Raw genomic sequence first — 26143 nt, 5'->3', positions numbered from 1 at the left:
GCGCGACATCGTGACATGGATCACGCAACCCCTCCGCCCGGCCCCGGCCCGGGAGGGGGAGAGAATTCATCCTCGGGAGTGGTATCTCCACCCAGGGGTTTCCGATGCTGCCCCGGCGTTCCTTCGCGCTTGCCTTCAAAGACGTTTGAACGCGGACAAAATTCGGTCGGCGGCCAGGGACGGAGTCAGCTCGCCCGCGAGCACTTCCCTCTTGACCTCCTCGCTGATCGCGGCCACCGCGGGATCGTCGCGCAGCTCCGCCAGCAGCCGGTCGCGCACCAGCGCCCACGTCCAGCCCACCTGCTGGCGGCGGCGCTTGCCGGCCAGGTCGATGGCGTCCTGGTGGGCCAGCACGCGCCGCCACAGCTCGTCCAGCCCGTCGCCGGTGAGCGCGCTGCAGGTGAGCACGGGCGGCGGCCCCGCCGCGGAGTCCGTCCCCGGCCCCGGGTCGAAGCGCAGCATGCGCAGGGCGCCCGCCAGCTCGCGGGCCGCCTTCCTGGCCGCCGGCTCGTGCTCGCCGTCGGCCTTGTTGACCGCGATGACGTCGGCCAGCTCCAGCACGCCCTTCTTGATGCCCTGGAGCTGGTCGCCCGTGCGGGCCAGGGTGAGCAGCAGGAACGTGTCCACCATGTCGGCCACCGCCGTCTCCGACTGGCCCACGCCGACGGTCTCGACCAGGACGACGTCGAACCCGGCCGCCTCCACCACGACCATGGCCTCCCTGGTGGCCTTGGCGACGCCGCCGAGCGTGCCGGAGGTGGGCGAGGGCCGGATGAACGCCGCCGGGTCGGCCGCCAGGCGGCCCATGCGGGTCTTGTCACCGAGGATGCTGCCGCCCGTCCTGGTGGAGGAGGGGTCCACGGCCAGCACGGCGACCTGGTGCCCCGCCGCGGTCAGCCGCGTGCCGAGCGCGTCGATGAACGTGGACTTGCCGACCCCGGGCACGCCCGAGACGCCCACCCTGCGGGCCCGCCCCGACAGCGGGGTGAGCTCCACGAGCAGCCGCTGCGCCAGGGCGTCGTGGTCGGGCCTGGTCGACTCGACCAGCGTGATCGCGCGCGCGATCCACGTACGCGAGCCCGCCCGCACGCCGTTGGCGTAGTCCTCCAGCGAGTGCACCCTGCTTGCCCCTTTCTTCGCAGTTGATCAGCCTAACTTCTGACAAGACTTGACTTTTGCCAGTAGGGTGCTGGAGTTCTAACCTCAGCCGTCACAGGAGTCACTCCCCTCATGCCCAATGTCGAACCCCTCCGCGAGGGCGACCCGGCAGCGGTGGGACCCTACCGGCTGGTCGGGCGGCTCGGCGCGGGCGGCCACGGTGTGGTCTATCTCGGCCAGGCGCGCAACGGGACCCCCGTCGCGGTCAAGGTGCTGCGCGAGGGGCTCGCCGTGGGCGACCGGCTGGCCAGGGAGATCGCCGCGGCGCGCCAGGTCGAGCCGTTCTGCCTCGCGCAGGTGCTCGACGCCTCGACCAGCGGCAGGCCGTACATCGTGTCCGAATACGTGGACGGGCCCTCGCTGCAGCAGGCCGGCCGGCGCGGCGGGGCGGAGCTGCAGCGCGTCGCCGTGGCGACCGCGACCGCGCTCGACGCCCTGCACCAGGCCGGCGTCGTCCACGGCGACCTGACGCCGGGCAACGTGCTGCTCGGGCCCGACGGGGCGCGGGTCGTCGACTTCGGCGTCGCCGGGGCGCTCGGCTCGGGCGTGACGGCGACCAGCGCCATCGTGGGCACGCCCGCGTACATGGCGCCGGAGCAGCTCGCGGGCAAGCCGGTGGGCGCCGTGGCGGACGTGTTCTCGTGGGCGTCCGTGCTCGTGTACGCGGCCACCGGCGTGCCGCCGTTCGGGGACGACGCGCTGCCCGCGGTGATCAACCGCATCCTGCACGAGGAGCCGCGGCTCGACGAGCTGCCCGCGCCGCTGCGTGAGGTCGTGGCGGCCTGCCTGGCCAAGGAGCCGGCGGCGCGGCCCGCGATGCGCGACGTCCTGCTGCGGCTGACCGCCCCCTCGCGCCTCCCCTCGGCCCCGCCCCAGCCCCCGGCCCCGTACGCGGCCCCGCCGCCCCAGGCATCGGCGCACCAGCCCGCCGCGCACCAGCCGCCGGCGTGGCAGTCGTCCGAGCAGCACGACACCGTGGACGTGCAGCCGCAGCGGCCCCCGCGCGAGACCCCGCCACGCCACCGCGCGAGCGCCCATCACACCGCCCCGGCCGAGCCACCCGCCCAGCCACCCGCCCCGCACGCCACCCCGGCCGCGCACCCGTCGCAGCCCGGCCCGGCGGGCCAGGACGCGGCAGGACACAGCACGGCGGGACACAGCACGGCAAGCACGGCAGGACACAGCACGGCAGGACACAGCACGGCGGGACAGAACGGGGCAGGACCGGCGACCTCGCCGCTCCAGGCGCTGTTCGACCTCTCGTCCCAGGTCGAGCAGACCCAGGCGCCCGGACCGCAGGACCACGCACGACCGCAGGCGGCCTGGTTGGAGGAGCAGCGGCAGGCGGCTGAGCGGCGGGGGCCTCAGGGTGCTCAGGTGCCGGAGCCGTCCATGCCGCACGCCGTGCAAGCGCCGGAGCCCGCGACCGAGGCGCCCGCGCACGGCGGGGCCGGTGCGCACGGCGGAGCCGGCGCGCACGGCGGAGCGGGGGCGCGACCGGCCGCCGCGCGGCGGGGCGGGCGGCGGGCCAAGAAGGTGCTCGTCGCGGGCGTCTCCGGCCTGTCCGTGTGCGTCCTGGGCGCCGCGATCGTCTGGCTCACCCCCACCGAGCCCACCCCGAAGTCCAGGAACGCGGCGGTGACCGGCGACGCCTCCACGACCTCGCCCGCCACCTCCGAGGCCACCCCCAAGCGCACCCGCAGCCCCCGGCCGACCCCGCAGGCGGACGGCACCCCGAGCAGGCTGCCGGGCGACGGCGAAGAGGCCGCCGACCGGCTCAGCGTCGTCTACGTCCGCGCGAACGGCACCAGGGACGGCGAGTGCTGGGCCGGCGGCGAGGTGACGCTCCGGGCGCTGGTGCGCCGCACCGGCGACCCGGTGAGCTTCAGCTACACCTGGATCGTGGACGGCGCCTCCGTGGGCCGCGCCACCGCGCTCGTCCCGGAGAACGGCCGGCGCTACGTGACCGCGCCGCGCACCCTGACGAGCACCGGCGGCACCCACAGCGTCACCCTGCGGATCACCTCGCCCGTCACCGCGCAGAAGACGGTCTCGGTGCCGATGTGCGCGCAGCAGGGCGCCTACTGACCGCTCCGGAGCTGCTCCAGCAGGTCGAGGGCGGCCTCGGCGATCACGGTCCCCGGCGGGAAGATCGCCGAGGCGCCCGCGGCGCGCAGCTCGGCGTGGTCGCCCGGCGGGATGACGCCCCCCACCACGATCATGATCTCGGGGGCGTCGAGGTCGGCCAGGGCCTGGCGCAGCGCGGGCACCAGCGTGAGGTGCCCGGCGGCCAGCGAGGAGACGCCCACGATGTGCACGTCGGCCTCGACCGCCTGCCTGGCGACCTCCTCCGGCGTCTGGAACAGCGGGCCGACGTCCACGTCGAAGCCCAGGTCGGCGAAGGCGGTGGCGATCACCTTCTGGCCCCGGTCGTGGCCGTCCTGGCCCATCTTGGCCACCAGGATGCGCGGGCGGCGGCCCTCGGCCCGCGCGAACTCCTCGCAGGCCCGGCGGACGCGCTCGATGTCTCCGTGGGAGCCCGACTCGTCGCGGTACACGCCGGTGATCGTACGCACCTGCTCGGCGTGCCGGCCGAACACCCGTTCCAGCGCGTCGGAGATCTCCCCCACCGTGGCCTTGGCGCGGGCGGCGTCCACGGCCAGCTTGAGCAGGTTGTGCTCCAGGCCGGGGGCGGGGTGCCCGGCGGCCTTGGTGAGCGCGTCGAGCGCGCGCCGCACGGCCTCGCCGTCGCGCTCGGCCCTGAGGCGGGCGAGCTTGTCGAGCTGGCGGGCGCGTACGGCGCTGTTGTCGACCTTGAGCACCTCGACGTCCTGGTCGTCGTCCGCGCGGTACTTGTTCACGCCGATCACCGGCTGCCGGCCGGAGTCGATGCGGGCCTGGGTGCGGGCGGCGGCCTCCTCGATGCGCATCTTGGGCAGCCCCGCCTCGATGGCCTTGGCCATGCCGCCGGCGGCCTCGACCTCCTGGATGTGGGCCCAGGCGCGTTCGGCGAGGTCGTGGGTGAGCCGCTCGACGTAGTAGGAGCCGCCCCAGGGGTCGATCACCTGCGTGGTGCCGGACTCCTGCTGGAGCATGAGCTGGGTGTTGCGGGCGATGCGCGCGGAGAAGTCGGTGGGCAGCGCGAGCGCCTCGTCGAGGGCGTTGGTGTGCAGCGACTGCGTGTGACCCTGGGTCGCGGCCATGGCCTCGACGCAGGTGCGGGCGACGTTGTTGTAGACGTCCTGGGCGGTCAGCGACCAGCCGGAGGTCTGGCTGTGTGTACGCAGGCTCAGCGACTTGGGGTTCTTCGCGCCGAACCCGGACACGAGCCTGGCCCACAGCAGCCGGGCGGCGCGCAGCTTGGCGACCTCCATGAAGAAGTTCATGCCGATGCACCAGAAGAACGACAGGCGCGGCGCGAACCGGTCGACGTCGAGCCCGGTCGCGACCCCGGCCCGCAGGTATTCGGCCCCGTCGGCGAGCGTGTAGGCCAGCTCCAGGTCCAGCGTCGCGCCGGCCTCCTGGATGTGGTAGCCGGAGATGCTGATGGAGTTGAACTTCGGCATCTTCTCGCTGGTGTAGGCGAAGATGTCGGAGATGATGCGCATCGACGGGGCCGGCGGATAGATGTAGGTGTTGCGGACCATGAACTCTTTGAGGATGTCGTTCTGGATGGTCCCCGCGAGCTGCTCGGGCGCGACGCCCTGCTCCTCGCCCGCCACGATGTACAGCGCGAGGACCGGCAGCACGGCGCCGTTCATGGTCATCGACACCGACATGCGGTCGAGCGGGATGCCGTCGAAGAGCCGGCGCATGTCGTAGATCGAGTCGATCGCCACCCCGGCCATGCCGACGTCGCCGGCCACCCTCGGGTGGTCGGAGTCGTAGCCCCGGTGCGTGGCCAGGTCGAACGCCACCGACAGGCCCTTCTGCCCGGCGGCGAGGTTGCGCCGGTAGAAGGCGTTGGAGTCTTCGGCGGTGGAGAAGCCGGCGTACTGGCGGATGGTCCAGGGCTGGTTGACGTACATGGTGGGGTACGGGCCGCGCAGGAACGGGGCCGCGCCCGGGTAGGTGTGCGGGAAGTCGAGGCCCGCCACGTCGGCGGCCGTGTAGAGCGGCTTGACCGCGATGCCTTCCGGCGTGCGCCACACCTCGCCCGCCGGTTCCCCCGCCTCCCGTGCCCGCTCGGGCAGGGGGTCGAGCGGGATGCCGGAGAAGTCCGGGATCATCGGGTCACCTCCAGGTCGTCGAAGGTCTCGTGGAGCACGGCCAGCGCGTCGCAGCCGGCGTGGAGGACGGCGTCCACGCCTTCGTACCGTCCCTTCCCCGCCAGCCAGACTTTTCTCGCGCCGGCCCTGCGCAGGGCGGCGGCCACGGCGGCGGCGTGCTGGGTGTACAGCTTGTCGCTGGAGCACAGGCAGGCGACGGTGGCGCCGCTGACGGCGAAGGCGGTGGCGATCTGCTCGGGGTCGGTGCCGGGGCCGGCCGTCTCGGTGGCCAGGCCGCCCGCCTGGAACAGGTTGGCGGCGAACGCGGCCCGCGCGGTGTAGGCGGCGAGGGGGCCGATGGTGGCCAGGAACACCTTGGGCCGCTCGGGCTGCGCGTCGGCCAGGTCACGCAGCCGCTCGAACGGCTCGGCGTAACGCACCCTGGGCAGCTCCCCGCCCTCCGGCCCCGCGGGCGCCGGCTCGGGCGCAGACGGCTCCGGCTCCGGTTCCGCGCGGGCGGGCTCGGGCGCAGACGGCTCCGGCTCCGCGCGGGCGGGCTCGGGCGCGGGGCGGGCCGGCTCCGCGGCCGCCGGGCGGCGCAGGGGCTTCTCGTCGGGGTCGGGGTATTCGCTGACGCCGGTGATCGGGAGGCGGCGGTGGGCGATGTCGTCGTCGCGGCGGGCCCGGGTGGCGGCGATGCGGGCGGAGACCAGCTCGCCGGCCGCCACGATCCCCCCTGCGGCCTCGATCTCCCTGAAGAAGGCCCAGGCGGCTTCGGCGAGGTCGGCGGTGCGGCGTTCGACGTACCAGGAGCCGCCCGCCGGGTCGATGACCCGGCCCAGCCCCGACTCCTCCAGCAGCAGCGACTGGGTGTTGCGGGCAATCCGGCGGGAGAAGGCGTCAGGCAGGCCGAGGCAGGCGTCGAACGGCTGCACGGTCACCGCCTCGGCCCCGCCCACGCCGGCGGCGAAGCAGGCGACGGTGGTGCGCAGCAGGTTCACCCACGGGTCGCGGGCGGTCATCATGGCGGAGCTGGTGACGGCGTGCTGCCGCTGGCCGCCGGCCTCGGGCGCGCCGCAGACCTCGGCGACCCTGGCCCACAGGCGGCGGGCGGCGCGCAGCTTGGCGATGGTGGCGAACTGGTCGGCGGTGGCGGCGTAGCGGAACTCGAGCTGCCCCAGCGCCTGCTCCACCGGCAGCCCGGCGGCGGTCAGCGCGCGCAGCTCGGCGACGCCCCGCGCGATCGAGCAGGCCAGCTCCTCCGCGTCGCTGCCGCCCGCGTCGTGGTACGGGGTCGCGTCCACGGTGATCGCCCGCAGCCCGGGGAACTCGGCGGCGCAGCGCAGCGCCAGCTCGGCCCCGTCCGGCCCGCGCACGGCGGACGCCCCCAGGTTGCCGCTCAGCGCGACGCGGGGCCCGGGAGAGGCGCCCGGCGCGGCGGAGGCGGCCGGGGCCGGGCCCTGCCGGTCGCCGGCGGCGCTGTCACGGGCGGCGCTGTCACGAGCGGCGCTCTCGAAGGCGCCGTTCTCGCGGGCGGCGGCCAGGGTGAACAGGGTCTCGGCGGCCTCGCGCACCGAGTCGCCTGCCTCCAGGACGACGGGCGCGAGGTCGAGGTAGACGTCCTGGAGCACCCGGCCCAGCTCGCCCACCGGGATCGCGCCGTCCCCGACGACCAGCCACAACGACGTGACGCCGTTCTCCAGGTCGGCCAGCACGGCCTCGGGGTCGGCCACGGCGTGCCGCTGCCGCACGTCCCATCCGGCGGCGGCGCGGCTCCCCCGCACGTACGGGGCCGCGCCCGGCAGCCCCGGATCGCCGGGCAGGTCACCGGCGTCGTAGAGCGGCGCGACCCTGATCCCGTCGTAGGTCGTCCGCGACAGCGCCTCCTCCGGCGCGTCGGTCTCGACCCCGGACTTGCGCAGGACCTCCGCCGCCAGCGCGCGCCAGTCGTCCCGGGAGATGGACGCGAACCCCGCTGCCAGTTCCATGGTTCGGATAGTAGGCGGAACGCCCGCGCCTCAGTAACCCCGCCCCGCCACCGGGCGGCCGGCCGGCCCGCTCCCCGCGCCCGGAGGGACGGGGAGCGGACCGGCCGGGGGCGCGGCTCAGGTGAGAGGGGCCTCCCAGGTCAGCCGCCACGTGACCGGCCCGACGATCCCGTCGTCGGCGATGCCCTGCTGCCGCTGGAAGCGCAGGCACACCTCGCGCGACTCGCTCCCGTACGCGCCGTCCACGGCCAGGTCCCAGCCGCGTTCGCGCATTCGCGCCTGCCAGGTGCGCACGTCCTGGCCGCGCAGCACCGGCGGATACCTCAGCAGCCGGCCGGGGAACGCAGGCGCCGCGGGCGGCGTGGGCGGGTCGCCGTTGCCGCCGGGACGGGGCGCGCCGCGTTTGACCCAGGCGTAGAGGGGCTCGCCGGGGCAGTCGGTGGCGAAGCCGTCGCGGTGTCCCTTGATCTCCTTGCCGGCGTTGCCGTTCTGGCGGGCGTGCTCGATGGCGTCGAGGATCGCGTGCAGCATCGCGTCGGGCGGCTGGACCAGGCCCGAGTTCCCGACCAGGCCCAGCACGGCGTAGTGGCCGGCGTTGAGCCCCGGGCCGTTGGCGGCGGGCAGGCGGTGCAGGCCGCGCCCCTCGAACACCTTCTGGTGCGGGCAGGCGACGAAGGAGTTGCCCGTGAAGTAGACGGTGCCGGCGCGGCGGGCCAGCCAGCTCTGGTTGGGGGTCCGGGGGCACCAGATCTCCCCGTCGTACGGCTCCCGGGTGATCGTCAGCCGTCCCTGGGCCGCGGCGGTGCGGGGGGCGAGGTGCCGCTGCCGCGGGACGCGTACCCGCCACCTGGCGCCCTTCCTGGTCAGGACGGCCGGCGCGCCCGTCAGCAGCACGGCGAGCAGGAACGCCTCGGCGGCGGCCCGGTCGGCCCAGGCGGTCGCGCCGTTCACCTCACGCGTGATCTCCACGAACAGCGAGAGCTGGGCCCTGGTGAGGGAGAGCAGGAAGTCGTACGAGGGCACCCGGCCCGGCGCCGCCGCCGGCAGCTCCCGCCCGGCCTCAGCTGGCAGGGCGGAGGAGCCGGACGCGACCAGCGACGGCGCGCCGCCGGACGCGGGGGCCGAGAACCGGGCGACGAGCTCGACGAACGCGTCGGACCACTTCGCCTCGGCGGGCAGCTCGGCGCACGGGGCCGCGAGCGGCACGCGGTCGTCCGGCCCCATGTCCTCCGTGGTCGTCCAGACCCGGTCGTATCCGTCGCCGCGCGGCCGCTCGACCGGCCAGCGGTGCGCGGGGGTGGTCAGCGAGGAGTGGAAGTCGCCCTCCATCCGCACCATCTCGCGCCTGCGCGCCGGGAAGACGCAGACCTCCAGCACAGGCTGCCACTGCGAGCGGCCCGTCTCGTGGTCGAGGGTGAGGACCAGGTCGCCGGCGCGCAACCGCCGGTAGTCCGTCCAGCCCCGGCGGGTGAGGATCTCGGTCTCCTCGTCCGCGCAGTAGCCGATGTCGATCCAGCCGTTGCCGTCCATGTGGAAGCCCTGGATGGTCCTGACCAGGGCGGCGCACTCCGCATGGTCGTCCACGAGGCGGGGCGGCACCAGGCCGCCCGTGTAGTGGACCTTCACTCCTCTGGTGGAGTCGAGCTGCGTGTAGTCGCCGCGGGGCGCGCGCGCCTGCCAGTCACGGCGTGGTACCAGGTCGATGGCCACGGTTCTCTCCGGGGGTCGAGAACATGATGACCGAGCGTAACGCGATCGTGCCTGCCTGGTCCGCGCGATCGCCGAAATGCCTTACGGCCTGATCACCCGCTGCTCGGTGACGATGGCGGTGATGAGGTCGTGCGGGGTCACGTCGAAGGCCGGGTTCCACGCGCGTGTGCCCTCCGGCGCCACCCGCACGCCCCGGACGGTGACGATCTCGTCCGCGTCGCGGTCCTCGATCTCGATCTGGTCGCCGGAGGGGGTGTGCTGGTCGATCGTGGACTCGGGCGCGACGACGATGAACGGCACCCCGGCGCGTTCCGCGCCGAGCGCGAGCGCGTACGAGCCGATCTTGTTGGCGGTGTCGCCGTTGGCGGCGACGCGGTCGGCGCCGATGAGCACCGCGTCCACCTCGCCCTTGGCCAGCAGGTACGGCCCCGCGGAGTCGGCGATGAGCCGGTGCGGCGCCCCCATCCTGGCCAGTTCCCACGTCGTGAGCCTGGCGCCCTGCAGCAGCGGCCGGGTCTCCAGGGCGAGCACCTCGGCCAGGCGGCCGCGCTCGTGCAGGGTCTGGACGACGCCGAGCGCGGTGCCCCGCTCGACGGCGGCCAGCCCGCCGGTGTTGCACACGGTCATGATCCGCAGCCGGTCGCCTTCGAGCAGGTCGGCCCCGCGCTCGCCCATGGCGCGGCAGGCGGCGATGTCGTCGTCGCGGACCCGCAGGGCCGCCTCCAGCACCGCCTCGCGCCCCTCGTCCAGGTGGGCGGCGGCCTGGTCGACGCCCCAGGCGAGGTTGACGGCGGTGGGCCTGGCGGCGCGCAGCGCGGCGATCTGGGCGGGGTCGCCGTCGGCGAGCACGACGCCGAGCGCCCCCGCCACGCCGAGCGCGGGCGCGCCGCGCACGGCCAGGCGGCGGATGGCGTCCACGAGCTCGCCGACGGTGTGGATGCGCAGCATCACGCACTTGTCGGGCAGCAGGGTCTGGTCCACGAGCTCGACGGCGCCGTCGACCCAGTCAATCGTCCTCACAGGACAAACGCTAACTGATCCACCGATAGGCGACCGGCGTTCCGGCGTTCTGCCGTTCGGCGTTCTGATGGGCCCGCGTTCTGGGGGCCGGCGTTCTGGCGGGCCGGCGTTCTAGCGTTCGGCGAGGACGATGACCGAGTCCTTCTGGCCCAGGACGATGGGCGTCGTCTTGTCGGGGTTCAGCACGATGCCGTAGTGCGGGGGGTCGTTGCGGGCGGTGGCGTTGCGATAGCCGATCGCGGTCTCGCCCCTGCGCCGCGCCGACTCCACCACCGTGGAGAACGACACCTGCGTGCCCGTCTTGACGTAGTCGCCGGCGGGGCGGGGGTAGATCTCCGAGCCGTGCGAGTCGAAGAGGTAGGCGAACACGTCCGCCAGGTGCCGGTTCTCGGCGAGCTGGGCCAGCAGCAGGCCGATGACGGTGTCGCTGATCACGATGTCGTCGGCCTCGGTGACCTCGGCCAGCGCGCGGTTGTTCTCGTCGTGCATCTCGCTGACGATCGAGTAGTGCTCGCCCAGCGTGCTCTGCATGTCGCGTAGCTGCAGCAGCGTCATGAGCGTGCGCGTGTCGGCGTGGTGGGCGTCGAAGCGGTCGTCCGACAGCACGATGACGTGCTGGAACAGGCCGACGCCGAGCGACTCCAGGGCGAACCTGTCGGTGGTGTCGCAGTCCTTGACGTTCACCGTGAGGTTGCGCAGGCCCACCAGGTCCGCGCCCGCGCCGGGGTGGTCGGCGGCGATCTCCAGGACCGAGCCGGGGGCGACGTAGCCGTCGAGGTAGCGGATGATCTGCTCGGCGCGGCCGTTCCAGTTGAGCAGGAGCGTGCGCTCGGGCTGGGTGGGCGCGTGGCCGGCCACGACGATCGCGGACTCGTCCAGCGACGGCTTGCCGGCGGCCAGGCGGACGTGGGAGTCGTCGTGCGCGATGACGATGACCTGGTCCTCGGCGTCGATGACGGTGTCGGAGGGCGGGTTCAGCACGACGCCGGTGGGCCGGCGCAGGCCGATCACGGAGGCGGTCTGGTAGGCGTGCAGCGCGTCGCCGTACGTGACGCCGACGAGCTTCTTCGGCGTGCGCAGGTAGATCTCGCCGCCGTCGAAGTTCAGCAGGTCCATGCAGACCACCGACATGCCGGACTGGCGCGAGGACTGCACGATGAGCCGGGAGGCGGTGTCGTCGGAGTCGACCAGGTGCACGTCGGGGCCCCCGGCCAGGCGGGCGGCGGCGATGTTGCGGCTGGAGGTGAGCCCGGCGACCACGGGCGGGTGCGCGCCGTGCCGCTTGGCCAGGGCGAGCAGGATCTTGATCACGTGCGCGTCGGGGTCCTCGCCCCCGGGGGAGAGCACGACCACGGAGCGGGCCTCGGCCAGGTTCATCAGCGCGAGGTCGCGCGGCTCGGTGGGCCGGCCGGTGCGGCAGACCACGCGGGTCCTGCCCAGGTCGCCGACGTGCTCGCGGATCGCGTCCTCCATCTCCAGCTTGTCACGCTCCGCCAGCACGGCGATCACCGAGCCCTTCTGGCTGGCGTGCGCCTTGACCAGCTCGGACACGATCGTGAACACCTGGTCCGACCAGCCCAGGATCACCGTGTGCCCGGACTCCACGATGCGCGACCGGCCCTTGCGCAGGCGGTCCACCTTCTGCTTCAGCCCGTTGGCCAGCAGGCCGACGAGCATGCTGACGATGAACAGGCCGCCCAGGGAGCACACGAACATCACGGTCATGTACGCGATCGAGCCCTGGTCGCTGGCCACCTTGCCCGGGGTCAGGGCGTGCATGAGCGCGATCCAGAGCACTTCCCCCGCGTGGCCCACTCCCTCCGGCTCGCCGGGCGCCAGCCACATCGTCAGGCCCGTCACGATCACGATCAGCGCGATCGACGCCACCGCCAGCCACCCGATCAGCGATGCCGTGCCCCTGGACATGGTGTTGTCGAACCAGTACCGCGCCCGTTCGCGGAACGTGACCTTCGACACTTCCCCGATACCTCCGTGTAAGGAGTGATTTGAGTCGACGACACAAGGTACCGGTGGATCTTGGCTTCCGCATGACGACCGGTAACGTATCGCCCTATGGTGCACCCCCTCACCCCCGACGACCCGGCGGCGCTGGGCGGCTACCGCCTGGCCGGCCGGATCGGCGAAGGCGGGCAGGGCGTGGTCTACCTCGCCCACGACGGCGACGGCGAGCCGGTCGCGATCAAGCTGCTGAACACGGGTGACGCGGCCACGCGGGCCCGCCTGGCGCGCGAGCTGGACGCCCTGGAGAGCATCGCCTCCTTCTGCACCGCCCGGGTGATCGGCGTCTCGGCGAGCGGGGCGCGGCCGTACGTGGTGAGCGAATACGTCGAAGGCCCTTCACTGTCCGAGCGGGTCGCCGCGCGCGGCCCCCTGCGCGGCGGCGAGCTGGAGCGCCTCGTCGTCGGCACGGCCACCGCGCTGGCGGCCATCCACGCGGCCGGGATCGTGCACCGCGACTTCAAACCGGCCAACGTGCTGCTCGGCCCTGATGGGCCGCGGGTGGTGGACTTCGGCATCGCCAGGGCCGACGGCGCGGCGACCATGACGTCGGGGCTGATCGGCACGCCCGCGTACCTGGCGCCCGAGCAGATCGGCGGAGCGCCCGCGGGGCCGGCCTCCGACGTGTTCGCGTGGGCCGCCTCGATGGTGTACGCGGCCACGGGCACGAGCCCGTTCGGCGCCGACACCGTGCCGGCGGTGCTGCACCGGGTGCTGCACGCGGAGCCGGACCTGTCGGCGCTGCCGGACCGGCTGCACCACGTGATCGCCTCCTGCCTGGCCAAGGACCCGGCGCGGCGGCCGACGGCGGCGCAGCTCATGGTCTCCCTGGTCAACCCCCGCACCCCGCCGCAGGGCGTCCGCCAGGACACCGGCCCGCCACCCCCTGCCCCCGCCGCCCCGCCGGCGCGCCCCCAGGGCGGCGGGCATGACGGCGGGCCCACCGGGCCGCGGGCGCCCGTGGAGACCACGGGTGGCGCGCGGCGCGGGGGCCGGTCGCGGGCCGGCCTCGCCGCCGTCGTGGTGACCGTGGCCGTCCTGGGCGCGACCGGCGCCGCCGTCCTGCTGATGAACCGCGCCCCGGCCACGGACGACGACCGCGTACGTCCGCCCGTGGCCGCCACCACGGACGCCGGGCCGTCGCCCCAGACCTCGCAGCCCGCCCAGGACCCGCGGACCCCGCCGTCTTCGCCGACCCCGGAACCCTCGCCGTCCGGGTCGGCGCCGGCCGGGGAGACCAAGGCCGGCCCCGGCCTCGAGATCCCGGCCGCGTTCGAAGGGAAGTGGTCGGGCCACACCACGAGCACCAACCCGCTCGACCCCGACGGCGCGGAGAACACGGTGGACCTGGAGGAAGGAGAGTCCACGGCGGCGTGGGAGGAGAAGCACGACAACGCCGAGTGCCAGGGCGACATCACGCTGACCAAGGTGGAGAGCGGCAGGCTGACCTTCAGCCTGGGCCAGAACGACGGCAACTGCATCCCCGGCACGATCACGCTCGAACTGGCGGGTGACACGCTCACCTACACCTGGCGCGACGTTCCGGGCCTCGGACTCGTCACGCAGACGGGTACCCTCAAGAAGAACTAAGCGGATTCCCCGTCAAAACCCTTCGACATCCGGCCCCGAGACGGAGATCATTAACGGTATGTCTGTGATTAGGGAGGTGCCGTTCCCCAGCCCGGACTCTTCTGAGCTCCCGATGAACATCTGGATCGACGACGCCGACTCTGCCATCGACGTCATCGACGCCCTGGCGCTGTCGCCGTTCGCGACGGGCGCGCAGCCGTGGTCCCGCCTGGCCAACCTGGAGCGCGTACGCCCGGACGCCACGCTCGCCCCCGCCGGCGGGCGCGTCCTGCGCACCGCACGGGTCGAGGACGGCTCCGAGTCGCGGCTGATCTGCGGCGACGGCTGGACGCTGCGCGTGGTGCGCCACCGCAACCGCAGCGCCACCGTCAGCGTGACGGCGGTCGACGAAGACCTGGCCAAGACCGTGCTCGCCGAGAGCATCGAGGGCGCCGAAGAGCCCGTGCCCGACGTCGACCACGTCGAGATGGGCTTCTGGTGGCGCGGCATGCACGGCGGCACGCGCTCCGAGAAGCCGATCACCGCACAGCCGTGGGACGAGATCAAGACCAACTACTCGGCCAAGGCCCGCCCGGCGCTCGAACGGCTGATGGCGGTCACGCCCGCCGACGTCAACGGCCGCCTCATCCTGCTGCACGGGGAGCCCGGCACCGGCAAGACCACGCTGCTGCGCTCGCTGGCCAAGCAGTGGCGCGACTGGTGCCAGGTGGACTGCGTGCTCGACCCCGAGCGGCTGTTCAACGAGCCCGGCTACCTGATGGAGGTGGCGGTCGGCTACGACACCGACGAGGACGCGCAGCGCTGGCGCCTGCTGGTGCTGGAGGACTGCGACGAGATGATCAGCGCGGGCGCGAAGGCCCAGGCGGGGCAGGGGCTGTCGCGCCTGCTCAACCTCACCGACGGGCTGCTCGGCCAGGGCCGTGACGTCCTGGTGGCGATCACCACCAACGAGGACCTGGCCCGCCTCCACCCCGCCGTCGTCCGCCCGGGCCGCTGCCTGGCGCAGGTCGAGGTGGGGCCGCTGAGCAAGGAGGAGGCGGTCGCGTGGCTGGGCCGGTCGGAAGGGGTGGGGCCGGCGGGGGCGACGCTGGCCCAGCTGTACGCCCTGCGCGCCGGCCGCGACATCGCCCCGACCATGGGCGACGAGTCCACCGGCCTCTACCTCTGACCCCTCCCCACCCCCTCGGGGGCCGTCGGCCAGAGGGCTGCCCCTGGGCCTGAGGACCAGCGGCCCGCGCCGTGCGCGCGGGCCCCGGTCGGTCTGTCCCGTGGTGCGGCAGGACCGCGGGGGTGGGATCAGGTGAGGTAGGTGTGGAGCCGGCGGGCTTCCCTGACGAAGTTGTTCGACGCCCGGCGCGCCGCGATCTCCGCCACGCACGGCACCGCCCCGCGCGCCCGCGCCCACCGCGCCGCCCGCGCGGCGAACACCAGCCCCTGCGTGTGCCGGGTGTGCGAACGCTCCCCCGGTCCCGGCAGGAACACGGCCAGGAACCCCGTCATGATCCGCCACACCTCCCGCTGCGCCCCGAGCGCCGCCGCGCGTTCCAGGGTCTCGAACACCGGCCCCGGCTTGAGCTCCGTCCTGCGGACGAGCAGCGCGAGCTGCCGCCCCACCTGCTCGGCGTCGAGGTCACCGCGGGCGGCCAGCTCCACCAGCGGCCGCGCCCGCGCCCGCGGGTCGGCGGAGCGGGCCCGGTCGGCCGCGAAGTACGCCTGCACGAGCGCGACCGCCTCCCCCGCCGGCCCGTCGGCCAGCGCCAGGGCCCACGCCTGGGCCGGCTCGGCCCGGGCCCGCTGCCACCGCTCGGTCAGGTGCGGCACGAGGTGAGCCGCGACGGCCTCCCGGTCGGACGGCATCAGGTACGGCCACCAGGACATGAGCCCGTCGTGCTCCTTGAGCCCGTGCCCGACCTCCCCGCCCAGCAGCTCCCGGACCCACGCCGGCCCTCCCCCCACGTCACCGGCCCCTGCCCCGTCGCGGGGGAAGCCCCGATCGGCCCTCGACGGTTCCGGGAGCGGCGTGAGGTGAAGCTGCGACGCCAGCTCGGACAGTCCCGACCCCGGTCCGGCCGTGTCGTGGTCGTTGTCGTAGGGGCGCCGGTCGCCATGGCCGGGTGTCCCGGCCGGCGGGTAGTACCACCAGGTGATGCGCGTGAGGGGTTCGGGCCGGTCGCCGCCCATCCACCGGGCCGCCGCCCGGCCCGCGCCGGAGGTGAGCCGGGCCGCCCGCGCCACCACGTCCGGCGGGATCTCGCGCGGCAGCCGGAGCAGGGCCTGCTGCAGGTCTGCGGGGAGCGGCGCGGCCCCGGCCCGCTCGTAGCCCGCCAGCCGCTCCACCAGCTCCCCCGGGTCGAGGTGACCGGTCATCGCGGTGGGCTCGGCCAGCAGGTACGGCGGCGCCGTCCCGGCCTCGATCGCTTCGTACACCTCCGCCCAGCGCCACAGCAGGAACCGATGCGGCCCCGGCGCCTCCCCGGCCCCAGGCACCCGCGCCCCCTTCCCCCGCCGCGCCTCCACGCCCGTCCCCGTCCCCGTGCCCGTCCCCGGCCCCGTGCCGGCGCCAAGAGCCTCCTCTCCGCGCACCGCTTCGGAAGGCGTCGCTGCCGGACGGCCCGGCCCGGCCTCCCTCACCACGAGGCGGGCGATCTCCTCGGCCCACCCCGACACCTCCAGCCGGTGCCCGGCCTCCTCCTCCGGCCGGCTCTCGGCCGGGCGGGCGGCGGCCAGGCGGGCGGCGAGGGCGGCAGGGTCGGCGGAGCAGAGGCGGACGACGCCGGCCAGCCACAGCTCCCCGGCCTCCCACCGGCCCTCCTTCGGCCGCACCTCCAGCTCCCCGGCCGCCGTGACGGGCGGGGGGAACGGCGCGGCCGCGAGCGGCGCGGGCAGCGGCACGGGCGTGAACCCGTCGGCCTCGCGCGGGTCCTGCCACGCCTCCCCGCCGAACACCGCCGCCAGCGTCTCCCCGAGATCCCCCGGCAGGACGGCGATCGCGTCCCTGACGGCCCGGGCGCCCTCCGCGCCGAATCGCTTGGCGTGCTTGACCACCAGCCGCACCGCCCGCCCCTGCACGTCGGCGGACTCGCAGGCGAAGGCGTACCCGAGCGCGGGCGCCAGCGCGGCGAGGTCGGTCGAGGGGTCGGCGGCGACCTCGTCGAGCCAGGTGAGCCCGGCGGTCAGCAGCTTGCGCTCGCCCCTGGACAGCAGCGCGAGCAGCGCCTCCGTCACGTCCTCCGGGTCCAGGTCGGGCAGCCGCCGCAGGTGCCTGAGCGCCTGCTCGGCGACGGTCCCCGGCGCGGCGGGCAGCAGCCTCAGGTAGTCGTGGCGGCGCCGGCTCACCTCGTCGGGGGTGGGGCCGAGCAGCTCATGCAGGCGTACGAAGAAGCGCAGGTCGGCGACCTCGCCGCCGCGCAGGAAGCGGCGCAGGCACCCGTCGAGCAGCAGGTCGCGGCCGATCCGGCCGTCCCGTTCCAGGGCCAGGAGCGCGCCCAGCCAGCCGGTCGGCGCGGGCGGGTCGGCGCGCTCGTCGCGCAGGGCCCGTCCGACGCCCTCGGCCTCGAACAGCCGGGGCAGGAGGTGGTCGAGCAGCGGGTCGCCGGCCAGGCCGGCCGCGAGGGGCGGGCGGGCCGCCCAGGCCACCACGAGCGGGTCGTGCCCGGGCGGGACGGCGCCGCTGCGGCGCAGCAGGGACAGCACGAGCGCGGCCATGGGGTCGTGGCCGCCGCGCCCGCGTGTGACGGGGCGGAGCCGGCGCGCGGCGCGGACGGCGAAGTCGGCCTGCCAGGCGGCGGGGCGGAGCGCCAGCACGCGTTCGAGCACGGCCCAGGAGCCGTCGTTGGGCCGCTCCTGGAGGTCGCGGCGGTTGAGCCAGGCGGCGACCGCCGCGGGCCCCGCGAAGGCCGCCGCGCCCGCCACCCGCATCGCGCCGGCCCACCGCTCGTCGCGGCCGGGGAGGACGGGGCGGTTCCAGGGGGCGTCCCAGCGCAGGCGTTCGTGGTCGTAGACGGTACGGCCGGCGCGGGCGGCGGCGCGCAGGTGCTCCTGCCAGGCGGCCTCGTTCTGCCGTTCGCGCCGGGTCACGCGCGCCATCCTGCGCGCCTGCGCGCGTTTCTCGGCCACGGGGAGGTGGGCGGGAAGCGCTGCGGCCACCTCGCGGCGGCCCCGTTCGTCGAGGCCCAGCACGCGCGCGGCCACCTCGTCGGGGTCCCCGGCGTCGATGGCCGCCACCACCGCCGCCCACGCCGACCCGCCGGCACCCGGGTCTCCCGGCGGGCCGGGCTGTCCGGTCTCGCCGGAGTCCTGGACCGAACCCGGCGTCACAGGGTCGCCTCCACCGCCGCCCGGGCGGCGATCCTGGCCGACAGGACGTGCTTGCACGGCCCCCGCGAGCCCCGGTGGTCGAACCACCACGGGCACGTGCACGAGCCCTCGGTGATGCCGACGTCGCGCACGCCGCCGGAGGTGGTCACCTCGGCCCGGCCGTCGCCCAGCAGGCGCACGGAGCCGGAGTCCACGAGCTTCCTGGCCGCCGTGAGCCGCGGGTTGAGCTCGGCCACCTGCTCCTTGTCGTAGGGCAGCTCCCGGTGGAAGTGGCCGGCGTCGTGCAGGTCGTAGCCGACCCGGCCGGCGGCGCCGAGCTGGGTGAGCGCGGCGCGTACGCGCTCGACCGGCAGCCCCGAGCGGCCGGCGAGCAGCCCCAGCTCGACGGTGGGCTCGAAGTTGAGCAGCATGCCGACCACGTCGGCGTCGCCCGCGGCCTCCTCGGTGGCCAGGTCGTCGAGGACCTGGCCCTCCCCGGAGAAGCCGCGTGACGGCTGCGGCGAGACGGCCAGCGCGTAACGCATGCCGGGCAGCTCCAGCTCCCACGCACTGGCCGTGGAGGAGCCGTCGGCGGGCCCGTAGACGCGCAGCGCCCTGGCGAAGCGCAGCAGCGGCAGCAGCGTGGCGACCCGGCCGGTGCCGGCCAGGCACACGCCGCCGCGCCCGGCGGCGGCCGACAGCCGCAGGTCGCGGCCCGCGGGGACGGCCCAGACGGTGGAGCGGGCGCCCTTGGGCAGGGCGCGCAGGAAGCGCACGGCCTGCGGCGCGGCCAGCTCGGCCCGCAGGTCCCAGCCCGCGGCCATCACCTGCACCTCGGCGAACCCGCGCAGCCACCGCGCCGGCAGCGGCACCTTCTTCTCCACCACCGCGCCGTCGAGCGTGGTGACGGTCAGCTCGTCGGGCCCGACGCCCAGGTGCAGCGGGTCCTTGCCGCCCACCCTGGCCAGCGCCTCGCGCAGCGGGCCGTTGACGTCGACGTTGGTGGTGCCCCGGTCGAGTACGTCGCCGTCGAGGCCGAGCACGTCGAGGCGGGCGTAGACGCCGCCGCAGGCGGAGAACGACTCGAAGCGCAGCCGCCCGCCGTCGCAGGTCACCACCGGGTCGCGGGTCCAGCCGGGGCGCGGCTGGTGGTAGCGGGCGAGCGCCACGTCGGCCACGGCCAGCAGCCCGGCGGCGGCCGGGGCGGCGTGGGTGAGCAGGCCGCTGAAGAACCTGGGGTGGGCCTGGGGCCCGGACAACGCGGTGCCGCCGGAGGTGGACAGCCCGAGCCTGCCCCCGGTGAGCGTGGAAGGGCCGGCGTAGGCGTACGCCTGTGTCGCTGAAGTCATGCCCCGAACCATAGAGATGATCACCGACACAAATCGCCGCCCCTGGTACGTAAACCATCCGATGTGGCGACACGGGGTACAAAACCACAATGTGCCTGGTGCTCACCGTCGATCTGGCCCGTGTGGCCTTCGCCCGTTTCGTCGTACCTGACGGGGCCGAGGCGTGGACCGGCGAGGAACGGCCGATCGGGTTCGCCGCCACCCAGCTCGTGCCGTCGTGGACCGCGCGCACCCCGCCCGGCTCCTGGATCGAGGTCGCGCTGCGCGCCCGGACGGCCGAGGGCGAGCTGACCAAGTGGTACGTCATGGGCCGCTGGTCCGAGCACGGCGCCCCGCGCACCTCGGTGCCCGGCCAGGGGGACGGGCACGGGGACGTCGCGGTGGACACGTTCGTGGCCAGGCGGCCGGTGGTGGCCTACCAGGTGCGCGTGACCCGGCACGGCGCCGGCGCCCGGGTGACCGGGCTGGGCGTGATGGCCTCGGCCCTGCCGCGCCACCCGCCCGAGCCGAGCCCGCCGGGCCCCGGCGGGGCCGTGGAGCTGGCGGTGCCCCGGCACTCGCAGCACACGCACGCCGGGCACCATCCGCGCTACGACGGCGGCGGCGTCAACTGGTGCAGCCCCGCCTCGGTGGCCATGGTGCTGGGCTTCTGGGGGCGCGGCCCGGAGCCGGACGAGCTGGGCTGGGTGGGCGACGGCGACCCGGCGCCGATGGTGGACCACGCGGCGGCCGGCACGTACGACGAGAGCTACCAGGGCACCGGCAACTGGCCGTTCAACGTGGCCTACGCGGGGCGGTACGGGCTGGCCGGGTTCGTCACGCGGCTGCGCTCGGCGGCGGAGCTGGAGCTGTTCGTGCGGGCCGGCATCCCGGTGATCACCTCGCAGTCGTTCAAGGCGCACGAGCTGCCCGGCTCCTGCTACTCCACCAGCGGCCACATCCTGGTCGTCACCGGTTTCACGGCCGGCGGCGACGTCGTCGTCAACGACCCCGCGGCCGCCGGGGAGGCCGAGGTCCGCCGGGTCTACCCCCGGGCGGCCTTCGAGCACGTGTGGCTGCGGGCCTCGGGCAGCGGCGGCATCGCCTACGTCGTGCATCCCGCGGACTTTCCTCTTCCTCCTTCGATCAACGGCAATTGGTGAGTCAAGTTCATGAGCATTCGACCGATCGACGTGGCCCGTACCGACGGCGGCCCCCAGTGGGTGGAGGCGGTGGCCACGCCCGCCGGCGTCGAGGTGTGGTGGGACGAGCCGCGCCCGCACGAGGGCGGCAGGCGCTGCGTGGTGCGCCGCCTGCCGGACGGGTCCCGCGTCGACGCGCTGCCGGCGGGCTGGAACGCCCGCAACCGCCTCGTCGAGTACGGCGGCCGCTCCTGGCGCCCCCTGCCCGGCGGCGGCCTGGTCTTCACGAACTGGGCCGACCAGCGGCTCTACCGCCTCGACGGCGCCGCGCCGGCGCCGCTCACGCCAGAGGGCGAGGCCCGGTACGGCGACCTCTACCTCCCGCCGGGCCGTGACGAGGTGTGGGCGGTCAGGGAGCTGCGTGACGTGCGGGACCTGGTGGCGGTGCCGCTGGACGGGGGCCCGCTCAGAGTCATCGCCAAAGCCCAGCATTTCCTGATGAACCCCCGAATCTCGCCTGACGGACGACATGTCGCCTGGATCGGCTGGGACCACCCCAACATGCCGTGGGACGGCACCGAGCTGTGCGTCGCCCCGCTCGGCGCGGACGGCACGGCCGGCCCGTACGAGGTGGTCGCGGGCGGCCCCCGCGAGTCCGTCGCCCAGGCCGAATGGCGCGACGGCGCCGGCCTGTACGCGGTGACGGACCCCACCGGCTGGTGGAACGTGCACCTGGTCCCCCTGGACGGCTCCCCCGCCCGCAACCTGGCCCCGATGGAGCTGGAGTTCGGCGCGGCGGCCTGGAAACCGGGCCTGACCTGCTTCGCCGTCGCCGGGGACGGCCGCCTGGCGGTCGTCTACGGCACCCCCGACCACCGCCGCCTGGGCGTGCTCGACCCGGACGGCGGCGGCCTGCGGGAGATCGGCGGCGCGAACACGCACTGGTCCTCGACCGTCTCCGTCGCCGGCGGCCGGGTGGCGGCCGTGGGGGCGACGCCGTACACGCCGCTGGAGGTCACGCTCGTCGGGCTGGACGACGGCGCGCACGAGGTCGTCTCGCCGCGCAAGCCGCTGCCGGACCGGGCGCTGCTGCCCACGCCCGAGGCCGTCACGATCGAGGGCGTGCACGCGCACCTCTACCCGCCGGCCGGGGAGCGCGGGCCGGGCCCGTACGTGATCTTCGTGCACGGCGGCCCCACCGGGAACCTGCCGCTCGTGCTCGACCTGGAGATCGCCTACTTCACCAGCCGGGGCATCGGCGTCGCCGTCGTGAACTACGGGGGCTCGACCGGCTACGGCCGCGCCTACCGGGAGCGGCTGCGCCACCAGTGGGGCGTGGTGGACGTGCAGGACTGCGCCAAGGTGGCGCGCGGCCTGGTCGAGCTGGGCCGCGCCGACGCGGCCAAGCTGGCCATCAGGGGCGGCAGCGCGGGCGGCTGGACCACGGTGGCGGCGCTGGTGCACAGCGACGTGTTCGCGGGCGGGGTGGCGCACTACGCGATCACCGACCCGGAGAGCTGGGCGGCCGAGACCCACGACTTCGAGTCCCGCTATCTCGACGGCCTGGTGGGGCCGCTGCCCGAGACGCGCGAGCGCTACAGCGAGCGCTCGCCGCTGCTGCACGCCTCCCGCGCCTCCGGCCCGTGCCTCATGCTGCACGGCCTGGAAGACGCCATCGTGGACGTGAGCCAGGCCCGGCGCTTCACCGCCGAACTGGACAGGCACGGCAAAGAGTGGGCCCTGCTCACCTTCCCCGGCGAGCAGCACGGCTGGCGCAGGGAGGAGACTATCGTCGCGGTGCTCGAGGCCGAGCTGGCCTTCTACGAGCTGATCTTCGACATGGAGACGCCCGGGGTGCCGCCTTTGACACTGAAGGGAAGAGCGTGAAGAGCGTTGCCGAGATCTGCTCGGATCTGATCAGGTTCGACACCACCAATCCGGGCTCCGGGGAGCGGCCGGCGGCCGAGTACGTCGCCACGCTGCTGGCCGACGCGGGCCTGGAGCCGGTCGTGTTCGAGTCGGCTCCGAAGCGGACCACGGTCGTGGCCAGGATCGACGGCGACTCCCCCGACGCGCTGCTCGTGCACGGCCACCTCGACGTGGTGCCCGCCGACCCGTCGGAGTGGCGGATGCACCCGTTCTCCGGCGAGATCACCGACGGCTGCGTGTACGGCCGGGGCGCGGTCGACATGAAGGGCTCGTGCGCGATGACCCTGTCGGCCGTGCTCGGCATGCTGGCGCGGGGCGAGCGGCCCCGGCGGGACCTGGTGCTGGCGTTCCTGGCCGACGAGGAGGCCACCGGCGACTACGGCTCCCGGCACGCCGTCAGCGCGCACCGGGAGCTGTTCGACGGGGTGAGCGAGGCCATCAGCGAGTCGGGCGGGTTCAGCGTGAGCTCCGGCGGGCACCGGGTCTACCCGATCGCGGTGGGCGAGCGCGGCACCGCCTGGATGGAGCTGACCGCGCACGGCGTGGCCGGGCACGGGTCGCGCCCGCCGGTCGACAACCCGGTCGCGACGCTGGTGCACGCGCTGTCGCGGGTGGCGGCCCACGAGTGGCCGGTGCGCCTGACGCCGCCGGTCGTGGCGCTCATCCGGAGCCTGTCGGAGATCACCGGACAGCCGATCGACCTGGACCGGCTCGACGCCGAGGCCGCCCGGCTCGGGCCGCTGGGCAGCCTGTTCAAGAGCCAGATCCGCAACTCGGCCAATCCCACCATGCTGGAGGCCGGCTACAAGGTCAACGTCGTGCCCGCGACGGCCTCGGCGCACGTGGACGGGCGGTTCATGCCGGGGCTGCAGGAGGAGTTCCTGGCCACGATCGACGAGCTGCTCGGGCCGAAGGTCACCCGCGAGTTCGTGAACCTGGAGGACGCGCCCGACGCGCCCTACCCCTCGCCGTTCTTCGACCGGCTCGCCTCGTGCCTGGTGGCCGAGGACCCGGCGGCCCGGCCGGTGCCGTACGTGATGGCGGGCGGCACGGACGCCAAGTCCTTCGCCGCGCTCGGCATCAAGGGCTACGGCTTCGCGCCGCTCATGCTCCGGCCCGACCTGGACTACTTCGGGATGTTCCACGGCAAGGACGAGCGCGTGCCCGTGGAGGGCCTGGAGTTCGGCACCCGCGTCCTGACCCGGCTGTTCACGTAGCGGCGGGCCCGCCCGGCCGGAAACCCGTCCGGCCGGGCGGGGGCGGCGTCAGCCGGGGCGGCGGAGCGTGCGGCGGACGGCCAGGCCGCCGAGCGCCCCCGACGCGAGCACCAGGATGCCCGCCTCGGTCCACTGGAAGCGCCAGAATCTGGCCGGCGGATGGTAGTAGACGGCGTACCGGTACCCCTTGGCGAACAGGCACTCCTGCCACGCCTCCGCGTTCCTGCTGCTGCGTCCCGCGTCGGCCCGGCGCGGGCAGGAGCCGGCCGGCGGCTCGGCGACCTCCCTGCCGGACGGCTCCACCCAGGCGCCGCGCACCAGCCGGGCGTCGGGGTCGTCCAGCAGCACGGTGCCGGACAGCTCGGCCCGCACCGGCTCGGCGTAGTGGTCGCTCACCTGGAGCAGCGTGAACATCGTCGCCGCCACCCCGGCCACCACCAGGGCCATCGCGGGCAGCGTACGCCGGAACAGGGCGCCGGCCAGGGTGCCCAGCGCGAACGCGTACAGCCACCAGGCCGCCGGCGCCACCCCGACCATGTTGAAGACGCCGATGTTGCCGAAGGTGGAGTCGACGCCCGCCCGGAACACCGGCCGCCACAGGCTGACCATCGCCGACAGCAGCAGCCCGCCCGCCACGACCGCCCCGCCCAGCAGCGCGAGCTTGACCGCCAGCCACCGCCACACCGGGACGGACTGGGTCCAGGCCAGGCGGTGGGTGCCGCGCTCGTACTCGCGGCCGAGCAGCGGCGCGCCCCAGAACGCCCCGATCAGCGCGGGCAGCACCAGCGGCATCCAGCCGAACACCGTGTAGACCGCTTCATAGCGGTACGCCAGCCCCACTTCCACCTCGCCGCAGGCCACGGCGGGCCCCGGGCAGCCGGGCGGGGCGTGGCCGGCGACGTACACGCCCGCCTCCACGGCCGAGCCGAGCAGCAGCAGGCCCAGCAGCGCCAGGAATCCGCCCGTCACGAGGATCTGCGCCCGGTGCTGGCGCCACGTCACCCAGATCACCCGTTCACCCCCGTCAGGCGGGGCAGCGCCGCCGGCCCGGGGCCGCGCAGGTGGCCCATGACGAGCTCGTCCAGCCCGGGGCGCCGCACCTGCCAGCGCGGGTCCCGCGGGGGCTCGCCGCGCGCGAGCAGGCTGACCTGCCGTCCGGTACGGCTCGCCGACACGACCACCGGCCCGCCCGCCACCCCACCGGCCAAGCCCCGCCCCCTGTCCCACGCTCCTCCCGGCGGTTCGCCCGGCGCTCCACGCGGCGGTTCGCCCGGCGCTCCGCCCGGCGGTTCGTCGATCAGGTCGGCGGGCCCGGTCAGCACGAGATGCTCGCCGAGCAGGTCCTCGATGTCCCCGCTCACCTGCAGCCGCCCGCCGTTCAGCACGACGAGCCAGTCGCAGGTCTCCTCCAGATCGGCCACGACGTGCGAGGACAGCAGCACGGTCAGCTCCCGCTCGGCCACCTCGGCCATGACCGTGCGCATCACGTCGTGCCGGGCGAGCGGGTCGAGGTTGGCCAGCGGCTCGTCCAGGATCAGCAGGTCGGGCCGCCTGGCCAGCGCCAGCGTGATCGCCACCTGGGCGCGCTGCCCGCCCGACAGGCCGCCCACCTTCCTGCCGAGCGGCACGCCCAGCCGGCCCAGCCGGTCGGCGGCGGACGTGCCGTCCCACCGGGAGTTGGTCCGGCGGCCGAAGGAGAGCGTCTCGGCGACGGTGAAGCCGTCGTACAGCGGCTTGTCCTGCGCCACGAACGCCGCCTCGCCGCGCACCCGCACGCTGCCCAGCGCGGGCCGCAGCAGGCCGACGGCGGCGTGCATGAGCGTGGTCTTGCCCGCGCCGTTCGGGCCGACGAGCGCGGCCACCCGGCCGGCGGGCACGGACAGCGAGCAGTCGCGCAGCGCCCAGGCGCGGCGGTAGCGGACGCCCAGCCCGGCCGCCTCCAGCGCGGCCCTCACGCCACGCCCTCCTGCCCCGAAGGCCCGCTTTCCTCCCGCCTCGAAGGTCCGCCTTCCTCCCGCCTCGAAGGCCCGGCTTCCTTTCGACCGGCGCCGGTTCCCCCGCTCCCGGACGCCGCTCCCCCACCCGCGGACCCGGCTCCCCCACCCGCGGAGCCGGCCCCGTCCCTGGTGACGTCGGTCAGCACCACGGCGAACAGCGCCCGCAGGTCCTCGTGGTCGAGCCCCGCGTCGCGGGCCTCGCGCACCCACGCCTCCAGCCCGCGCCGCAGCCGGGTGTGGTCGGCCAGCGTCGCCCCGCCGACCCCCTCCCGCACGAACGTCCCCATCCCCGGCCGCCCCTCGACCAGGCCCTCGCGCTCCAGCTCCCGGTACGCCTTGAGCACCGTGTTGGGGTTGATCGCGAGGCTCTCGACCACCTCCCGCGCGGTGGGCAACTGATCGCCGGGACGCAGCGTGCCGAGCCTGAGCGCCTGTTTGACCTGGTGGACGAGCTGCAGGTACGTCGACACGCCCGAGCCGCGGTCAAGGCGGAAATCGATCACCAAAACACCCTTTCACTATTCGAATAGTGAAAGGGTGT

17 protein-coding genes are annotated in these 26143 nt (G+C 74.8%); 6 read left to right on the top strand and 11 right to left on the bottom strand.

From position 1 onward, the window contains the following. Positions 1-135 precede the first annotated feature (135 nt). A complete protein-coding gene (gene meaB, locus IO39_RS46380; RefSeq protein WP_043639145.1) occupies positions 136-1119 on the bottom strand; it encodes a methylmalonyl Co-A mutase-associated GTPase MeaB in 984 nt (327 codons plus the stop codon). Positions 1120-1230: 111 nt separating this feature from the next. On the opposite strand from meaB, the gene IO39_RS57265 reads away from it, so the two are divergent. After that, positions 1231-3246 carry a serine/threonine-protein kinase gene (locus tag IO39_RS57265; RefSeq protein WP_052424233.1) on the top strand — a complete coding sequence of 672 codons (2016 nt, stop codon included), beginning with the start codon at positions 1231-1233 and terminating at the stop codon, positions 3244-3246. On the opposite strand, the gene scpA is transcribed toward IO39_RS57265, so the two are convergent. The 5 genes from scpA to IO39_RS46350 all read right to left on the bottom strand — a co-directional run bounded on the left by scpA (position 3240) and on the right by IO39_RS46350 (position 12061). Then, a complete protein-coding gene (scpA, locus tag IO39_RS46370) occupies positions 3240-5387 on the bottom strand; it encodes a methylmalonyl-CoA mutase (RefSeq protein WP_043639142.1) in 2148 nt (715 codons plus the stop codon). The two genes, IO39_RS57265 and scpA, sit on opposite strands and share 7 nt — an antisense overlap. Next, positions 5384-7354 carry a methylmalonyl-CoA mutase subunit beta gene (locus tag IO39_RS46365; RefSeq protein WP_043639138.1) on the bottom strand — a complete coding sequence of 657 codons (1971 nt, stop codon included), beginning with the start codon at positions 7352-7354 and terminating at the stop codon, positions 5384-5386. The genes scpA and IO39_RS46365 overlap by 4 nt, the downstream gene beginning before the upstream one ends. Positions 7355-7471: 117 nt before the next feature. Next, a complete protein-coding gene (locus IO39_RS51690) occupies positions 7472-9064 on the bottom strand; it encodes a peptidoglycan-binding protein (protein WP_245642644.1) in 1593 nt (530 codons plus the stop codon). A gap of 81 nt (positions 9065-9145) precedes the next feature. After that, positions 9146-10084, bottom strand: a complete 939-nt coding sequence (gene mtnA / locus IO39_RS46355; protein ID WP_043639135.1) for an S-methyl-5-thioribose-1-phosphate isomerase — start codon at positions 10082-10084, stop codon at positions 9146-9148. A gap of 111 nt (positions 10085-10195) precedes the next feature. After that, positions 10196-12061 (bottom strand): CASTOR/POLLUX-related putative ion channel, encoded by a 1866-nt coding sequence (locus IO39_RS46350; RefSeq protein ID WP_043639131.1) that lies wholly within the window; start codon positions 12059-12061, stop codon positions 10196-10198. 96 nt (positions 12062-12157) lie between these two features. On the opposite strand from IO39_RS46350, the gene IO39_RS51685 reads away from it, so the two are divergent. Both IO39_RS51685 and IO39_RS46340 read left to right on the top strand, forming a co-directional pair. Next, positions 12158-13693: a serine/threonine-protein kinase gene (locus IO39_RS51685; RefSeq protein ID WP_052424232.1), complete on the top strand. Its 1536-nt coding sequence runs from the start codon at positions 12158-12160 to the stop codon at positions 13691-13693. A gap of 58 nt (positions 13694-13751) precedes the next feature. Beyond that, complete coding sequence (locus IO39_RS46340) at positions 13752-14861, top strand: DUF5925 domain-containing protein (protein ID WP_052424231.1); 1110 nt, start codon at positions 13752-13754, stop codon at positions 14859-14861. A 128-nt stretch (positions 14862-14989) separates the two neighbouring features. Here IO39_RS46340 and IO39_RS57260 read toward each other — a convergent pair whose 3' ends face one another. Next, positions 14990-18010, bottom strand: a complete 3021-nt coding sequence (locus IO39_RS57260) for a DUF7824 domain-containing protein (protein WP_043639126.1) — start codon at positions 18008-18010, stop codon at positions 14990-14992. Next, positions 18007-19338, bottom strand: coding sequence for an SWIM zinc finger family protein (locus tag IO39_RS46330; protein ID WP_043639123.1), 1332 nt, complete (start codon positions 19336-19338; stop codon positions 18007-18009). The genes IO39_RS57260 and IO39_RS46330 overlap by 4 nt, the downstream gene beginning before the upstream one ends. Positions 19339-19427: 89 nt before the next feature. Between IO39_RS46330 and IO39_RS46325 the strand changes: the two genes are divergently transcribed. The 3 genes from IO39_RS46325 to IO39_RS46315 are packed head-to-tail and all read left to right on the top strand — an operon-like array spanning position 19428 to position 23605. Beyond that, complete coding sequence (locus IO39_RS46325) at positions 19428-20480, top strand: C39 family peptidase (protein ID WP_043639120.1); 1053 nt, start codon at positions 19428-19430, stop codon at positions 20478-20480. Between the two features lie 9 nt (positions 20481-20489). Continuing rightward, positions 20490-22346, top strand: coding sequence for a S9 family peptidase (locus IO39_RS46320; RefSeq protein WP_043639118.1), 1857 nt, complete (start codon positions 20490-20492; stop codon positions 22344-22346). After that, the gene (locus tag IO39_RS46315; protein ID WP_043639115.1) at positions 22343-23605 is read left to right on the top strand and encodes a M20/M25/M40 family metallo-hydrolase; all 1263 of its coding nucleotides are present in this window, start codon (positions 22343-22345) and stop codon (positions 23603-23605) included. The genes IO39_RS46320 and IO39_RS46315 overlap by 4 nt, the downstream gene beginning before the upstream one ends. A gap of 48 nt (positions 23606-23653) precedes the next feature. Here the strand turns inward: IO39_RS46315 and IO39_RS46310 are convergent, their stop codons facing one another. Genes IO39_RS46310 through IO39_RS46300 form a run of 3 tightly spaced genes read right to left on the bottom strand, consistent with a single transcriptional unit; the run spans position 23654 to position 26105 of the window. Further along, positions 23654-24616: an ABC transporter permease gene (locus IO39_RS46310; RefSeq protein WP_043639112.1), complete on the bottom strand. Its 963-nt coding sequence runs from the start codon at positions 24614-24616 to the stop codon at positions 23654-23656. Continuing rightward, complete coding sequence (locus IO39_RS46305) at positions 24613-25560, bottom strand: ABC transporter ATP-binding protein (RefSeq protein ID WP_043639108.1); 948 nt, start codon at positions 25558-25560, stop codon at positions 24613-24615. Before IO39_RS46305 ends, IO39_RS46310 begins: the two co-directional genes overlap by 4 nt. Then, a complete protein-coding gene (locus IO39_RS46300; RefSeq protein ID WP_084774709.1) occupies positions 25557-26105 on the bottom strand; it encodes a GntR family transcriptional regulator in 549 nt (182 codons plus the stop codon). The genes IO39_RS46305 and IO39_RS46300 overlap by 4 nt, the downstream gene beginning before the upstream one ends. Between the last annotated feature and the right edge of the window lie 38 nt (positions 26106-26143).

The sequence above is a fragment of the Nonomuraea candida genome, from assembly GCF_000725485.1.
Taxonomy (GTDB): Bacteria; Actinomycetota; Actinomycetes; order Streptosporangiales; family Streptosporangiaceae; genus Nonomuraea; species Nonomuraea candida.
This window is presented reverse-complemented; position numbering and strand designations above follow the sequence as displayed.

Bases quoted from the DNA above. Each gene is read 5' to 3' on its own strand.
- scpA (WP_043639142.1), bottom strand. From the start codon at position 5,387: ATGATCCCGGACTTCTCCGGCATCCCGCTCGACCCCCTGCCCGAGCGG.
- IO39_RS46340 (WP_052424231.1), top strand. From the start codon at position 13,752: ATGTCTGTGATTAGGGAGGTGCCGTTCCCCAGCCCGGACTCTTCTGAG.
- IO39_RS46330 (WP_043639123.1), bottom strand. From the start codon at position 19,338: ATGACTTCAGCGACACAGGCGTACGCCTACGCCGGCCCTTCCACGCTC.
- IO39_RS57265 (WP_052424233.1), top strand. From the start codon at position 1,231: ATGCCCAATGTCGAACCCCTCCGCGAGGGCGACCCGGCAGCGGTGGGA.
- IO39_RS46365 (WP_043639138.1), bottom strand. From the start codon at position 7,354: ATGGAACTGGCAGCGGGGTTCGCGTCCATCTCCCGGGACGACTGGCGC.
- IO39_RS51685 (WP_052424232.1), top strand. From the start codon at position 12,158: ATGGTGCACCCCCTCACCCCCGACGACCCGGCGGCGCTGGGCGGCTAC.
- IO39_RS46325 (WP_043639120.1), top strand. From the start codon at position 19,428: ATGTGCCTGGTGCTCACCGTCGATCTGGCCCGTGTGGCCTTCGCCCGT.
- IO39_RS46320 (WP_043639118.1), top strand. From the start codon at position 20,490: ATGAGCATTCGACCGATCGACGTGGCCCGTACCGACGGCGGCCCCCAG.